The organism is Chryseobacterium taichungense (assembly GCF_900109935.1).
GTDB classification, from domain to species: Bacteria; Bacteroidota; Bacteroidia; order Flavobacteriales; family Weeksellaceae; genus Chryseobacterium; species Chryseobacterium taichungense.
Genome location: NZ_FOBV01000002.1, coordinates 363,063 through 378,830 on the forward strand (window position 1 = coordinate 363,063; position 15,768 = coordinate 378,830).

Annotated in this window: 14 protein-coding genes; 13 read left to right on the top strand and 1 reads right to left on the bottom strand. The window is 39.7% G+C overall.

The features are described from left to right. Positions 1-14: 14 nt before the first annotated feature. From BMW64_RS05250 to BMW64_RS05310, 13 genes are all read left to right on the top strand, one after another. Positions 15-470: a sterol desaturase family protein gene (locus tag BMW64_RS05250; protein ID WP_089998945.1), complete on the top strand. Its 456-nt coding sequence runs from the start codon at positions 15-17 to the stop codon at positions 468-470. Continuing rightward, positions 471-1,184: a lycopene cyclase domain-containing protein gene (locus tag BMW64_RS05255; protein WP_089998946.1), complete on the top strand. Its 714-nt coding sequence runs from the start codon at positions 471-473 to the stop codon at positions 1,182-1,184. It abuts the gene before it with no gap. Positions 1,185-2,194: 1,010 nt separating this feature from the next. Further along, a complete protein-coding gene (locus tag BMW64_RS05260; RefSeq protein WP_089998948.1) occupies positions 2,195-3,133 on the top strand; it encodes an alpha/beta fold hydrolase in 939 nt (312 codons plus the stop codon). An 85-nt stretch (positions 3,134-3,218) separates the two neighbouring features. Next, positions 3,219-3,851: a hydrolase gene (locus BMW64_RS05265; protein WP_089998950.1), complete on the top strand. Its 633-nt coding sequence runs from the start codon at positions 3,219-3,221 to the stop codon at positions 3,849-3,851. 15 nt (positions 3,852-3,866) lie between these two features. Continuing rightward, positions 3,867-5,252 carry an alginate export family protein gene (locus tag BMW64_RS05270; RefSeq protein WP_089998952.1) on the top strand — a complete coding sequence of 462 codons (1,386 nt, stop codon included), beginning with the start codon at positions 3,867-3,869 and terminating at the stop codon, positions 5,250-5,252. A 182-nt stretch (positions 5,253-5,434) separates the two neighbouring features. Further along, positions 5,435-6,181 carry a M17 family peptidase N-terminal domain-containing protein gene (locus tag BMW64_RS05275; protein WP_089998954.1) on the top strand — a complete coding sequence of 249 codons (747 nt, stop codon included), beginning with the start codon at positions 5,435-5,437 and terminating at the stop codon, positions 6,179-6,181. A gap of 2 nt (positions 6,182-6,183) precedes the next feature. After that, positions 6,184-8,073 (top strand): amidohydrolase, encoded by a 1,890-nt coding sequence (locus BMW64_RS05280; protein ID WP_089998955.1) that lies wholly within the window; start codon positions 6,184-6,186, stop codon positions 8,071-8,073. A gap of 11 nt (positions 8,074-8,084) precedes the next feature. Beyond that, the gene (locus BMW64_RS05285; protein WP_089998958.1) at positions 8,085-8,510 is read left to right on the top strand and encodes a DoxX family protein; all 426 of its coding nucleotides are present in this window, start codon (positions 8,085-8,087) and stop codon (positions 8,508-8,510) included. A gap of 4 nt (positions 8,511-8,514) precedes the next feature. Beyond that, a complete protein-coding gene (locus BMW64_RS05290) occupies positions 8,515-8,988 on the top strand; it encodes a Dps family protein (protein WP_089998959.1) in 474 nt (157 codons plus the stop codon). A 4-nt stretch (positions 8,989-8,992) separates the two neighbouring features. Beyond that, the gene (locus tag BMW64_RS05295) at positions 8,993-9,658 is read left to right on the top strand and encodes a YoaK family protein (protein WP_089998961.1); all 666 of its coding nucleotides are present in this window, start codon (positions 8,993-8,995) and stop codon (positions 9,656-9,658) included. Between the two features lie 46 nt (positions 9,659-9,704). Then, complete coding sequence (locus BMW64_RS05300; RefSeq protein WP_089998963.1) at positions 9,705-11,990, top strand: tetratricopeptide repeat-containing sensor histidine kinase; 2,286 nt, start codon at positions 9,705-9,707, stop codon at positions 11,988-11,990. Then, positions 11,990-13,342 (top strand): sigma-54-dependent transcriptional regulator, encoded by a 1,353-nt coding sequence (locus BMW64_RS05305; RefSeq protein ID WP_089998965.1) that lies wholly within the window; start codon positions 11,990-11,992, stop codon positions 13,340-13,342. Before BMW64_RS05300 ends, BMW64_RS05305 begins: the two co-directional genes overlap by 1 nt. Positions 13,343-13,493: 151 nt before the next feature. Next, entirely contained in the window at positions 13,494-14,132 is a 639-nt protein-coding gene (locus tag BMW64_RS05310; protein WP_089998966.1) for a TMEM175 family protein, read from the top strand. A gap of 20 nt (positions 14,133-14,152) precedes the next feature. On the opposite strand, the gene BMW64_RS05315 is transcribed toward BMW64_RS05310, so the two are convergent. Further along, positions 14,153-15,736, bottom strand: a complete 1,584-nt coding sequence (locus BMW64_RS05315) for a sigma-54 interaction domain-containing protein (RefSeq protein WP_089998968.1) — start codon at positions 15,734-15,736, stop codon at positions 14,153-14,155. Positions 15,737-15,768 lie beyond the last annotated feature (32 nt).

Genomic DNA, 15,768 nt, shown 5'->3' on the forward strand with positions numbered 1-15,768 from the left:
ATACCAGTTAAAAGATGAATTCCCTAATTGTAATAGCTACTTTTTTTGTGATGGAGGGCATGACATGGCTCATTCATAAATACATTATGCACGGCCTGCTGTGGGTGCTGCACAAAGATCATCATGACCACAGCAATGATGGACATATGGAAAAAAACGACTACTTCTTTGTGATATTTGCTGTTCCTACCATTATTCTGATGTATTACGGAACAATCAATGGCTTTAATCATTGGTTCTATATCGGATTGGGAATTGCACTCTATGGAATGGCTTACTTTTTTGTTCACGATATTTTCATTCATCAAAGAATAAAGCTGCTAAGAAATACTGAAAACCCTTATCTCTTAGCGATCAGACGCGCGCATAAACAACATCATAAACATACCGGAAAGGAAGAAGGAGAATGCTTCGGATTTCTCTGGGTTCCCGTCAAATACTTTAAAATGTACTTCAATAAAAATAAATAAATGCAGCAATACATCTACCTTCTTATCAATTTTTTCACTGTTATAATATGTTTTATTTTTTCTTTTCATCAAAAGATAAGATTTAGTAGATATTTCAGTCCGTTTCTTACTGCCTCACTGATCGTCGGTGCTGTATTTGTAGCATGGGATGCCTGGTTTACCAAAATAGGAGTGTGGTGGTTTAATGATAAATACCTTTTGGGAATACGATTATTCGGGCTACCGCTTGAAGAATTGCTTTTTTTTATCTGTATTCCTTTCGCCTGTATTTTTACCTATTATTGTCTGGATAAATTTTTTAAGCTCGACTGGAAACCTCTTCCCCAAAAGATTTTCGTCTTAATAAGTATTTTCGGGGCATTATTGATCAGTTCCTGGTTCTGTGACCGGATCTATACTTTTATCACTTTTCTGTCAACAGGATGCAGCCTCTCTATCCTGTATTTTATTTTGAAAGTAAAATGGATTGGAAAAGTATCCTTCGTATATCTGCTGCTGATGCCCGGATTTTTAATGGTAAATGGAATTCTTACCGGCACCGGCCTGGAATCTCCTATTGTCAATTACAATCCTGAACATTTTATTGGATTAAGAATTTTAACGATCCCTGTTGAAGATGTCGTTTATGGCTATGAACTGATTCTTTGGAATGTTTTTCTCTTCGAATTGTTTAGAAAGAATGAAGAAAAAACTGTTGTTGAAGTGGAAGCCTGATTCCAATACGTTTAAATCATATTTGAACAGTTAATACAATGGACCGCTGCCATTCCGCAATAGTGCGGACAGGTATTTAAGCTCATCGATGAGGTTTTTTAATGTTTCCGATATGTAGCTAACCTTTCTGGAATGATAAGGAACATCTCTAACAGGTTATAGAACCTATCTGTTGCTATAAATACTACCTCCAAACGATCAAATAACGTCTCACGATACGTTATACAACCCCAAAATACACGTTCTGAACCCCGCCGGACAGGTCGCTGACGTCTCGCGATACGTTATACAACCCCAAAATACACGTTCTGAACCCCGCCGGACAGGTCGCTGACGTCTCGAGATACGTTATATAACCCCAAAATATACGTGCTGAACCTCGCCGGACAGGTAATTAACGTCATTGGATACGTTATACAACCTGTCTGTAGCAGTGAATAACGTCTCCGGATCATCAAATGACGTGTCTAGATAGGTGAGGAACGTCTCGCGATACGTTATATGACCCAAAATACACGTCCTGAACCCCGCCGGACAGGTAATTAACGTCATCGGATAGGTTGTATAACGTATCTGTTGCGGTGAATAAAGTGTCCGGACCAGTAAACAACGTCTCTGGATATGTTGAGAACCTGTTTAGGTCTGTTTTTAATAGATATAGATACGATAGAAACTCCACAGCCCGGTTTTATTTAATATAAAGGTGCTTGAAAATTAAAATATATTCTCCATTCAATAGAGGCGGGCTTTAGCCCGCTTTTCTTACCAAATACTATATTCGGCTTTAGCCAAAATTTAAATATAAACTTTATATAAATTTAAAGCCAATTCCTTTTTTACAAATACATAATTCTTTATAAATGCGAATAATGAGTTAATAAATTTACGGTATTACGTAAAATATTTAATTCTGGTTTTTATTTAATTGATTTTAAATCAATATTTTAAATATTTAGGTTGTTTTTTGGCACTTACCAGGAAAATAATATAAACCTTTAAAATATTTTATCATGAAAAAAACTAAACCCATTATCGCAGCAGCTGTTTTATCAGCACTTATGTTTGTTTCCTGCACGAAGACTAACAAATCAGAAAATCAATCTCAGGATGCCGCACAGACTACTGCCCAGGCAAGAGCAGAATACATCGAAGTTGAGCCTAACGTAAGACTTCACGTAACCGACCTTGGTGAAGGAAAACCGGTGGTTTTAATCCACGGATATCCGGTGAGTGATGCTTCCTGGGAGTATCAGTATCTTCCTCTAATCAAAGCAGGATACCGTGTGATCGGGATCACTTTAAGAGGATTCGGACAGTCAGATAAACCGTATGGAAAATACAATTACGATCAGTTTGCTTCTGATATCAAAACGGTTTTAGACAAATTGGATATCAAAGATGCTACGTTAGGCGGACACTCAATGGGCGGTGCTATTGCTTTGCATTATGTGGCAAAATACAACGCTGATCACGTTAGCAAATTAGCGTTATTCGCTGCTGCAGCACCTGTTCATACCAAAAAACCGGATTATCCTTATCCATTATTTACGAAAGAAGAAATCACCAAATGGGTAGACCTTGTCAGCGTAGACAGACCTGGATTACTGAACACCATTGGTGAAAGATTCGTTTTATCTCCAACTTCTGTTTCTCCTGGTATAGGTGCATGGTTAGGTGGAATCGAAATGCAGTCATCGGCGTACGCCATGGAACAGGCATTAATTGCTTTAAGAGATGAAGATCTAAGAGGCGATCTGCCGAAAATTAAGATTCCAACGCTTATTATGCAGGCAAAACAGGACCGAATTGTGGCCTATGCTTTAGCAGAACAAATGAATAAAGCCATCAAAGGATCTACCTTAATTCCTTTTGAAAACAGCGGACACGCATTATTCCTGGAAGAAAGAGATAAATTCAACGCAGAACTCCTTAAGTTTTTAAAACAATAATTAGCCCCGATTGCCTGTGGCTGAGGTTGCAGGCAATTTTTTCTTCAGATCTAAAATAAAATAATTAACAACCAATAAACTTTTTATGAAACCATCAACAAAACTATTATCTCCCGACAATCATGCTCTTGTACTGATTGATTTTGAAGGCCAGATGGCATTTGCAACTAAAAGCATCGCGATCAGTGAATTGCGAAACAACGTAGCTATCATCAGTGGAGCATCCAAAATATTCAATGTTCCGACAATCGTGACAACCGTTGCCGAGCAGAGCTTTTCAGGTCCGGTTTTTCCTGAAGTTCAGGAAGCCTATCCTATGGAAACCTCAAACTATATCGACCGTACTACCATGAATACCTGGGAAGATGAAGCGGCCTACAAAGCCATTACAGGAACTAAAAAGCAGAAGCTTGTTCTTGCCGGTTTATGGACAGGCGTTTGTATCGTAGGACCTGCCTTGTCTGCACTGGAAGAAAACTATGATGTATATGTCATTACCGATGCCTGCGGCGATGTAAGCGATGAAGCCCATGAAAGAGCAGTTCAGCGTATGATCCACGCGGGTGTGAAACCTGTGACTTCCGTACAGTATCTGCTGGAACTTCAGAGAGACTGGGCGCGTCAGGAAACCTATGTAGCAGTAACCGACCTGATGAAAAAGTACGGAGGTTCTTACGGACTGGGAATTCACTATGCTCACAATATGCTGAATCATTAATATTTGAAAATTAAAATGTTGAAGTCTTCATATTTCATATCATGCCTCTCCGGAATTTTAATGATCATCCTGTTTTCGGGAAAGCTGTCTGCACAGTCTTTTAAGCTGTTGCGCTACGATGAAAACTATGAATATCTTAAAGATTCTGCGGATACTTTTTATAATAAGGTAAAATTTCTTCCACTTAATAATGAGAAAAATATCTATTTATCTTTCGGGGGAGAAGCAAGATATGAATATGTAGATTTCAAGAATGAAGACTGGGGCAGACTGAATATCGGACACAATAACTTTTTTCTTCAAAGGTATGATCTGCATGCAGATCTTCATTTGGGAGAGCGTGTCAGGATATTTTCACAAGTGCGGAGTGCCTTGCAGAATGGAAGGAAAAACGGACCAAGAGGAATCGACGAAGATGAGCTGAGTATTCAGAATCTCTTTGTTGATGTTAAAGCTTTTAAAGATCAGGATAAAAATCTCGTTTTCCGTGTAGGAAGACAGGAGCTGGATTACGGTTCCGGACGATTAATATCCGTAAGGGAAGGCCCGAATGTACGGCTTTCATTTACCGGAGCTAAACTGATGTATTACCAGAAGGATTTTTCGGTGGATGCTTTTGCGATGATGGCAGACAGCATTAACGCCGGAGTTTTTGATAATAAAATATCGAAACAGCTCAACCTTTGGGGAGCTTATTCTAAAATCATCTTTCAGAAAGCCGGAAATCTGGATATGTACTATCTGGGGATACGCAGAGATAATGCAGTTTTTGAAGCAGGAATTGCCAAAGAAAAACGACATACGCTAGGCGCACGGTTCTGGAAATACGGCGGCGGCTTTATCTATAATCTGGAAGCTGCCTACCAGTTCGGAACTTTCGGAGATAAAGCGATACGCGCATGGACGGGCTCGGTAGATCTCGGATATTTATTTGAAAATGTAAAGTTCAGGCCTAGCATTAATCTCCGCAATGATTATATCTCGGGAGACCGTACCAAAGATGACAATACGCTTCAGACTTTTAATCCTCTGTATCCGAAAGGCGGGTACTTCGGTTTCAGTCCGCAGGTCGGGCCGGTGAATCTTATTGACATTCATCCTTACATTACGTTAGATTTTTCTTCAAAGCTTAAAATGCAGGCAGATGTGGTATTCAACTGGAGATATTCCCTAGAGGACGGTGTCTACAGACCAAGTGGAGTCCTGAACCGGCCAGGTAGTAGCTCTGGTAAAAGGTATATCGGGACAGCATATCTTACCAATTTTACTTACAGCTTCAGCCGTTATATTTCATTAGTAAGCGGTATCCAGTATTTCAGGAAAGGGGCGTTCATTGAAGACATTATTCCCGGAGCCAAAAGCGGCGTGTTTTATAATATCCGTTTAGGCTTTAAATTTTAATTATCACTTAAAAAAATTAACAACCTTGTTTAAGCTTTTTGTTTTAACCACAATAGTTTTTGAAAATCTTTGATTTCTATTCTTTGAGAGCTTTGTTTTATCTAAACTTTAAAATAATCTTTTGTCTCTTTTGCGGTTAAAATCAAATTAGTTTAAAAAGTAAATCACTAAAACTATTTATTATGCAAAATTTAATATCAAAATATTTCGGAATCTCAAAAATATTGCTTGTAGCAGCTCTTGTAGGAGGTTCAATAACAAATTATGTTTCCGCTCAACAAACAGCAGAGGTAAAAACAGCGGTCGGTACAAAGAAAGTATGGGGAACAGTAGATGGTGTGACCATTGAAGGCTTGGTGAATGGTCCTTCTGCTGCAGTGGCAGATCTCCAGATTGCCTGCGTTTTTGAATATACGGAAGGCGATATTTTTAAATCTCCAGCGCTTCCTGCAGAACTGAACGGGATGGTGCACTTAGATGAAGCATTGAAAGGAATCATCACTGAAGTAAGAAAAACAGGAAAATTTAAAGGCTATGCGCTGGAAACATTACTGATGGATCCGCCAAAAGGAAGCATGGGTTCTAAAAAACTATTGCTCATCGGACTTGGCGACAGAAATAATTTCGATGCCGAATTGATGAAAAAAGTAGGAAGTGTAGCGATGAGAGAAGTATTGAGGCTGAAAGTTCAGACCGTATCATTTGCCAGCGACATTAAGGATGCCGGTATCGATTCTCCTACAGCGCTTGTTGCCGGAAATGTCGTGTTGGGTGCATTTGATGCTTACCGTGCGCAGGCTTACCTGAATACTCAGCATGTATCCGAGAAAATGACAGTGAAGAAGCTGATCTTATTGGCCGGACCTTCATTTTTTACGGTTGCCGGTGGCGGAATTAAAGAGGCGATTGATCAACTTAATGCTAAATAACCATGACAGCAGATCTTATTTTATATAACGGAAAAATCCACAGTTTCAGCAATGAAGCCCAGGATATTTCAGCAGTTGCCATTAAAGATGGAAAAATTATCGCGGTAGGAAATGACGGACTGACCGATCAGTTTGCTGATGAAACGACCAGAATCATCGATCTTAAAAAGAAAAGAGTGGTGCCGGGAATCAATGATTCGCATATTCACTTAATTCGTGGCGGACTGAATTATAATCTTGAGCTAAGATGGGATGGAGTTCCATCATTAGCCGATGCATTGCGTATGCTGAAAGAACAGGTAGACCGTACGCCGTCTCCGCAATGGGTGCGCGTCGTTGGTGGCTGGTCAGAATTTCAGTTTGCGGAAAGAAGAATGCCGACGCTGGAAGAGATTAATGCGATTGCTCCCGAAACTCCTGTTTTTATTCTCCATTTGTATGACAGAGCGTTGATGAATAGGGCTGCTTTGAAAGCAGTAGGCTATACCAAAAATACACCTGCTCCTCCCGGAGGACAGATCGAAAGAGATTCCAATGGTGAGCCGACAGGACTGATCATCGCAACACCAAATGCCATGATTCTTTATTCAACACTGGCTAAAGGTCCCAAGCTTTCTTATGAGCATCAGCTGAATTCTACCAGACATTTTATGAAAGAGCTCAACCGTTTCGGAATAACCAGTGTTATTGATGCCGGAGGAGGTTTTCAGAACTTTCCGGATGATTACCAGGTGGTGAACGAATTGAATCAGAAGAAACAGCTTACGGTAAGAATTGCTTATAATTTATTTACCCAAAAACCAAAAAATGAGTTTGAGGATTTCAGTGAATGGATTGATACAGTAAAACTCTATCAGGGTGATGATATGTATCGCCATAACGGGGCTGGCGAGATGTTGGTTTTCTCTGCCGCAGATTTTGAAGACTTTTTACAGCCAAGACCTGATCTTCCGGAAAATATGGAAGAAGAATTGGAAAAGGTTGTCCGTCTTTTGGTTGAAAATCGCTGGCCTTTCAGACTGCATGCCACTTATGATGAAAGTATTACGAGGTTTTTAAATGTTTTTGAAAAGATCAATCAGGAAATTCCTTTCAATGGTCTGCCATGGATTTTTGATCATGCGGAAACGATCAGCGAAAGAAATGTTGAAAGAGTGAAAAATCTTGGTGGCGGAATAGCCATCCAAAGCAGAATGGCTTACCAGGGAGAATATTTTACCGACCGTTACGGCTCAACAGCGGCAGAAAATACACCTCCGGTAAAGAAAATGCTTGCCATGGAAGTACCGGTAGGAGGTGGTTCTGATGCTACAAGAGTTAGTAGCTATAATCCTTGGGTTTCTATGTATTGGTTAACAGCTGGGAAAACGGTTGGCGGTCTTCAGCTCTATCAGGAATCACGGCTGGACAGAAGAACAGCGTTAGAACTTTACACCAAAGGAAGCGCATGGTTTTCTCAGGAACATCATAAAAAAGGAGATATTAAAGTAGGAATGTTTGCCGATCTGGCAGTTCTTGATAAGGATTATTTCACCATTGAGGAAGAAGATATTAAAAATATTGAAGCGGAGATGACGGTCGTTGATGGTAACATTGTCTATGCGAAAGGAGAATTTTCATCATTTGCGCCACCGTCTGTTCCCATTCTTCCGGAATGGTCGCCTACGAATCTGTATAATGGTTATTATCCGGTAGGAGGACACATTCAGAAAGAAATTGAAAAGAATTCAAAGTCTGCTCATAAAGTACCCCTTACTTCCCAGATTCACAGTTGTGTCGGAAGTTGTGATGTCCATTCCCACAATCATGATCAGGCAAGGATGAATAATTTGCCGGTAAATAATTATCATGCGTTTTGGGGAGCTTTAGGATGTTCTTGTTTTGCCTTTTAAATTTAAAAATTATGGAAATTTTACATAAAATTCTCTATTCAGATCTGGGATCATCATTCAACAATGTGTCATTGCTTATCTTCAGAATACTGCTGGGATTTGAGCTTTTCAGGGTACACGGACTGAAAAAATTCAGACTGGAAAATGGGAAGAAGGAAGTTATCCCCAATCCTTTAGGTTTGCCAACGAAATTGAATGCTCTCGTGGCTTCTTTTGCCGATCTGATAGTCCCTTTTTTAATTATTCTCGGATTAGGAACGAGACTCGTGGTACTCCCGACCATTGGTGTTACGGCTATCGGATATTTCGTGGTTCACAGAAATGATTCTTTGGAAGTAAGGGACGTTCCTTACATGTACACTTTATCTTTATTATTAATTCTTGCTTTAGGTGCAGGAACCTATTCACTTGATTATTACCTATTAAATACACTTTAAGAAAATGAAAACTTCAATCGGAATTAAAAATGAAAATTTAGCAAAAGTTGCTGAAGTATTGGTGAAAGTATTAGCGGACGAATTCGTGCTGTACACCAAAACAAGAAAAGCCCACTGGAATGTGGAAGGGCAAGACTTTTACAATAAACACTTGTTTTTTGAAGCCCAGTATCAGCAGTTGGATGGTATTGTTGATGATATGGCAGAGAGAATCAGAACACTGGGACATTATGCACCGGCTACTCTGAGAGAATATCTTGAATTAACACACCTTTCGGAACATCATCTTGAGACTAATGACAGTCTGACGTACATCAAGGAACTTCTTTCTGATCACGAAAGCATCCTTATCCACCTTAGGGAAAATATCAATAATTTTGCTTCTGAATTTCACGATGCAGGAACCAGCGATTATATCACAGGTTTAATGGAAACCCATGAAAAAATGGCCTGGATGCTGCGCTCACATTTAAAATAAAAATATGGAAGTAAAAACCAATATAGGCTTTGTAACGTTACTCCTGACCATGATTGCCGGATATTGTGATACGGTAACTTTCGTATCTGCAGATGCCGTTTTTTCTGCTCACGTTACCGGCAACTTTATTGTATTTGCCTACCAGCTGATAAAAGGATCTGAACTAAATGCATGGGTAAAGCTGTTGACTTTCCCCGTATTTATTATGGCTGTGATTACGGGCGGAAGAATGGCGTACAGATTTACCAATCATTATTCCATTATGTTTTGGGAAGGATTGCTGTTGTTGTTGAGCGGAATTTTTGTAGCCGTATTTACGTATCTGGGAATTTTTGAAAAATGGATGATGTATGCCGTAGCCATGGCTGCAGTCTTTGCCATGGGATTACAGAATTCATTTGGAAAACTCTATGCTAAAGAAACATATGGCCCAACAACCATGATGACCGGGAATGTGACGCAGGCTTCTCTCGATTTCGGGAATTTATTAAGAAATGGATTTAAAGACCCTGATGCTACAGCCAGTCTGAAAAAACAGATGGTAACAATCTTTGGCTTTCTTACTGGGTGTTTTCTGGGGGCATTTGCCGGAAAGCAATTCGGATTGGTTACCCTTATTGCTCCGGGAATAGGAATGCTGATCTGCTATTTTTATCACCGGAAAATTTAGCTTTAAAAATAAAAAATTAAACAGCATAATGAATTATCTTTAAAAAATGAATCTCACTGCTCCCATATCTGTAAGAAAATTTATACGCATCTTATGCCTGGTATTGTTGTTATTGCTTGGAAATATCCGGGTGACAGCACAGTCTAATGTTGATCCGCAGCAATTGGAAAAGAAAATTGCCAACGCAGCAGATGATCATCAGAAGGTCGAATTACTGATTACTTTAAGCAGTTATTATCTCAATAAGCCGGGAGAGGAAAAAGCAGATATTGAGGAAGCGGAGCGTCTTAATCTTCAGGCCGGAAAATTAAGTACGATCTTAAAATATAAAACCGGAACAGGAAAGGTAATGCTTCTTAGTGCACAAATTAACAGAGAAAAAGGGGAGCGGGAAAAAGCATTAAAACTAACAAACCAGGCACTTGCTTACGCAAAAAGAAATAATCTGCCTGTAATCACTGCTGATACCTATAAAGAACTTTGTGCTTATAAAGGCTATGAGAGGCCAGATATAGAGCAAAAAGTAAAATATCTGGAGTTGGCAATTCCACTGTATAGAAAGGGGCGGGCTGTTAAAAAAGAAGCAGATGCTTTAAAAGATCTTGCCGATTATTATGGACTTTTAGAGCAGAATCAAAAAGCATTAGGTCTTCTTGAAAATGCTGTTAGTCTATATAAGTCGATAGGTTTCAAAGAACTTCAGGGCGTTTATACGTTAATGTCGGGTAATTACGGATTATTGCAAAATGCACAATTATCTTTGCAATATGCATTGTTGGCAGAAAAAACGGCAGAAGAAGTTCAGGATCAGAGTTACCAGTGGTGTACGATTTACAACCATCTCGGTCTTGCTTATTATGACCTTCTTAAGTTTGATCTTGCTTTTGCCAATTTTGAAAAAGCTCTGAATATAGCGTTGGAAAATAAAAATATTGGTGATGTGAATGCCATTACCTATAACCTTGCGTCGCTTTACTGTCACAAGAAAAACTACAAGGCAGCCTTGCGCACATTAAAACGTACGGAAAAGAATTTTCCTCCTACAGACGAAATCACCAAAATACGCCAGCTTTTTATATTCGCAGTATCATATTCTATGCTTAAAGAAACGGAGAAGGCGAGACCGTACTATGAGCAGCTGTTGAAAAAATACAATGAATCTGATTTGGGTCTGTTTTATAAACTTACAGGAATCATTATTTACTTACAGCAATCTGGTCAGCCCGAAAAAACATATGCTTATCTCGAAAAATTCAGAAAATTTGCTGAGGAGTCGAATAACCTTGTCTTTTATTCGCAGATCGAGCTTCTGGCTTTTCAGTCTGATCAGGCCAGTAAGAAATATGAATCTGCTATTAAGCATTTAAAGCAGCATCAGGTATATAAAGACTCTATCTTTAATTTAGAGAAACTTAAACAATCTACTGCGCTGGAACTTCAGTTTGAAACCGAAAAGAAAGATAAGAATATCAAATTGCTGAGACAGCAGGGGAAACTCCAGGAAGCTAAAATTCAAAACGAAAAAGTGATACGCTATGTCTTCATCGGCAGTATCATTGTCCTTATCCTTTTTGCTGCGCTTCTTTACAACCGTTCAAGGCTTAAAAACCGTGCAAATAAGAAGCTGGAACTGAAACGTCAGCAGATCGATGAGCAGAACGAGCAGTTGAAAAAACTTCTCAGTGAAAAAGAATGGCTGCTGAAAGAGATTCATCACCGGGTCAAAAATAATTTGCAGATCGTGATCAGTCTTCTGAACACTCAATCTGCTTATCTTGATAATGAAGATGCTTTAATGGCGATTCAGAACAGTCAGCACAGAATGCATGCCATGTCGCTGATCCATCAGAAACTCTACCAGTCTGATAATCTGGCAACCATTGATATGTCATGGTATATCTACGAGCTGATCAATTATATCAAGGAATGCTATTCATCAGAAAAAAATATCAGTTTTGTAATGGATATTGACAAGATATTTCTTGATGTTGCTCAGGCGGTTCCGCTGGGACTTATTCTTAATGAGGCGGTAAACAATACGATCAAATATGCATTTCCCGAAAGCAGAAAAGGGGAGGTTCAGGTTTCATTTAAAAATATGGAAAAAGATCATTACAAGCTAATCATTTCTGATAACGGAATAGGCCTTCCTGATGGTTTTGATATTGATGAAACAGAATCTCTAGGGATGAATCTCATGCGAGGTCTTACCGATCAGCTGGACGGAAATTTTACCCTTGAAAGTAAAAACGGGTTAAAAATAATAATCAATTTTAGAAAAAATACAGATATCGATGATCAGCATACAGACTTTGATATCGTAACAGAATAATGAAAGAAAAAATTTTAATTGTAGAAGATGAATTTATTGTGGCCAATGATCTTAAACTTATGCTCAAAAAAGCAGGATATCAGGTCACAGGAATTGCATCTTCTGTGGTGCAGGCAAGGAAGTCTATTGCAGAGAAGAGACCGGATTGGGTACTGATTGACATTATGCTTAAGGGTGATCTTACAGGCATTGATCTCGCTTGGGAATTGAGGAAAATCAATTTACCTTTTCTCTATATTTCTGCCAATACCAATCAGTCTGTCCTTGAGGCAGTAAAGGAAACACAGCCGTACGGATTCATGGTTAAGCCTTTCCGCGAACGCGACCTCATCGTAATGCTGGATATTGCGAAATACCGCTTTGATATTGAAAAAGGTTCAGATGATAGTCCGGAAGTTTCGGGGACACAGGAAATTGAAGGTATTATCGGCAAAAGCAAACTACTTCAGGATGTTGTTGAAAAAATAAGAGTGGTAGCTCCAACAGATACTTCTGTTCTTGTCGTAGGTGAGAGTGGTACCGGAAAAGAAAAGGTTGCCCATGCGGTACATGATCTTTCAGAAAGAAACCATAACCCGATTGTAATTGTAAACTGTGCGGCGTTGCCACATTCCCTCATCGAATCGGAGCTTTTTGGGCATGAGAAAGGAAGCTTTACAGGTGCCAATACCATGAGAATCGGAAAATTTGAGCAAGCTAACGGCGGGACGATATTTCTTGATGAAATAGGAGAGCTCCCTCTTGACTCTCAGGTTAAACTGTTGCGGGTTTTGCAGGAAAAAGAAATTGAACGTCTCGGAGGAAATAAAACCATAAAAGTGAATGTCAGGGTTGTTGCAGCCACCAACCGTTCGCTGGAAAAAGAAGTGGCAGAAGGAAGATTCAGGCTGGATTTATATTATCGTCTGAATGTATTCCCGATCGAACTGCCTCCTTTAAGGGAACGGAAAGAAGACATCGAACTGCTTGCGCATTTTTTCCTGAAAAAATATGCGGCTGCTTCAAAACGGAATATCAACTCAATAAGTGCAAAAGCAACCGAACAACTTCTCAATTATTCGTGGCCGGGAAATATCAGAGAACTTGAACATCTCATCGAAAGAAGCGTTCTTCTCACGCGGACATCGGAAATTGAAAGCTTTGATCTTCCCAAAATACAGGAAGAACAAACCGGATCTTCAGGAATATTGAAATCCATGGAGGAAATGGAAAGGGATCACATTATGAATGCCCTGGAAAGCAGCGGTGGAAAAGTCTCCGGATTCGGAGGAGCGGCAGAGCTTTTAAAAATGCAGCCCCAAACGTTGTATTCTAAAATGAAAAAACTGGGAATTGACAAAGGCTACAGATAAATCCCGGCGATTCAATAGGAGCGGACTTTAGTCCGCTTATCATTAAACAAAAAATAAAGGCTTTAGCCGAAACATCCATTCAAAACAATTCACTTATTCAATAAGCGAGGCATTGCCTATATATTATTATCAACATTAAATCATATCTATTATGGAAAAAGAAACCGTACGAATCGAAGGCTTCAGTGATGCCGTTTTTGCTATTGCCATTACACTTTTAGTGCTGGATCTTCATATGCCGGAAGAAAATTCTGTGAAAAACAGCAATGATCTGCTCATCTTTCTTAAAAACCAATGGCCGGCATTTCTGGCTTTTTTCCTTTCGTTCTTCAGTATTTTTATCATGTGGGTCAATCATCATAAGATTTTCAAACAGATCTACAGCCGCAATTCAGGAATCATGTTTGCCAATGGATTGATTCTCTTTCTGGTTTCTGCTGTTTCATATCCTACCTCTCTGCTGGCGAGATTCTTTAATGGTGAAGCTTCCTCTGTCGTTGTAGGAATTTATACAGGAACATTCGTACTGATCAACCTGGCGTATAATCTGCTCTGGTTTCTGGCAAGCCGTAATAAAACGCTTCTTCGTCCCGGAATTAGCGATGTAGCAATACGGAAGATCCAAAACAATTATTTGTATGGATTTCCGATTTACCTAATCGCCCTAATATTCTCATTCATTGTTCCTGCTGTGGCACTTATTCTTATTTTAGGACTTTGGATTTTCTGGGCACTATCCTCCGGAAAAATAGAAATGGGAATTAAAAAAGAGCTGGAAACTGAAATTTGACGTTTAATATTTAAAAGATATTAATCTTTATTCTTAAAATAATGTTGCTTATGAATACCAAGCTTCTGCATTTTTGAGATCAGCGTAGTCGATGGGAGCCCCAGCAATACTGCTGCGCCCTGCTTCCCGGAAATCCGGCCGTTGCACTTTTCAACAACCTTCAGGATATGTTCTTTTTCGATTTGCTGAAGCGTCTTGATCTGCCATTCCTGCGAGTTTTCCTGTTGAAGATCAGGAATTTTTGGAAAAGTCATTTCCTTTATAATATTTTCTTTTGCGGTGATGATGCTTCTCTGAACCATATTTTCAAGTTCGCGGATATTTCCCGGCCAGGGATTGCGACACATTTCCTGCAGCACTTTCTGTGAAAATCCGGTGATTTTTTTTCCGGTTTTTTTATCATGCTTTTCCAGGAAATGGGCTGCCAGAAGCGGAATATCTTCTTTTCGTTTCCTTAAAGGAGGCAGTTCGATCGGGAATACATTCAGACGATAATACAGATCACTTCTGAATTTCCCGGCAGCAACCTCTTTCTCAAGATTCCTGTTGGTTGCAGCAATGATCCTCACATTTACTCTGATCCTTTGACTTCCTCCGATCCTCTCCACTTCTTTTTCCTGCAGTACCCGAAGCAGCCTTCCCTGAAGCTCCAGCGGAAGCTCACCGATCTCATCTAAAAAAATCGTGCTGTTATTGGCAAGTTCAAATTTTCCTTTGCGCTGTTCCGTTGCCCCCGTAAAGCTTCCTTTCTCATGTCCGAAAAGCTCCGATTCGATGAGGTTGGAGGGGATGGCCGCACAATTAATCCTGATCATTTTTTTATGCGACGAAGACGAAAGATCATGGATCGCCTGTGCAATCAGTTCTTTTCCGGTGCCTGTTTCTCCATAGATCAAAACTCCTGATTGTGAAGGAGCAACCTGAGAGATCTGCTCATAAATATCCTGCATTACGGCACTTTCTCCGATGATTCCGTTAAAACCTTTCTTAACTTTTATTTCCTGCACCTCATCATTTTCCGCTTCATGAGGGATCTTTACGGAACCTGCCATCATGAAGATCCGGATGATACGTACACTGACAGCCAGCTGGGTGGAAATAGCAGTCAATATTCTTTCCGGAACATCATCTGAAGTCATATAATTTTTATAAAGAAAAAATACAATGCTTTCATGATCATGTAGCGAAGGGAGGGCAATACCGACCGCCATACGCATTCCTGTGTTTTTTGACGAAAGGAATGAGGCGATTTCCTGATCTTTTTTCTCACTGAAATGTCTAAGATCAAAAAGAACAGGCTCTGCAGAGCGCAGGCATTGTGCAATGATTTCATCTTTCGCAAGGTATACATGATCTCCATGAAGTTTATTTGCTGCAGCACTGCTGTGAAAGACCTTAAAACCTTTGTCATCTTTATCGCAGTTCAGCAAAATAATTTCATCATAATTCAGAATTGGCTTACAATGGTTCTGTAGAGCAATGCCGAATTGGGAACGGTCCAACGCCTTAGAAAGTGCCACGTTGATAGCCGATATGCTCAACTGCTCTTTTTGCATTTCCTGAAGTCTTTTGGTAAGTAAGCGATTCTGATCAGATGTATCCATTGCCCTCGATTGAAAGGTTAAAGATAATGAAA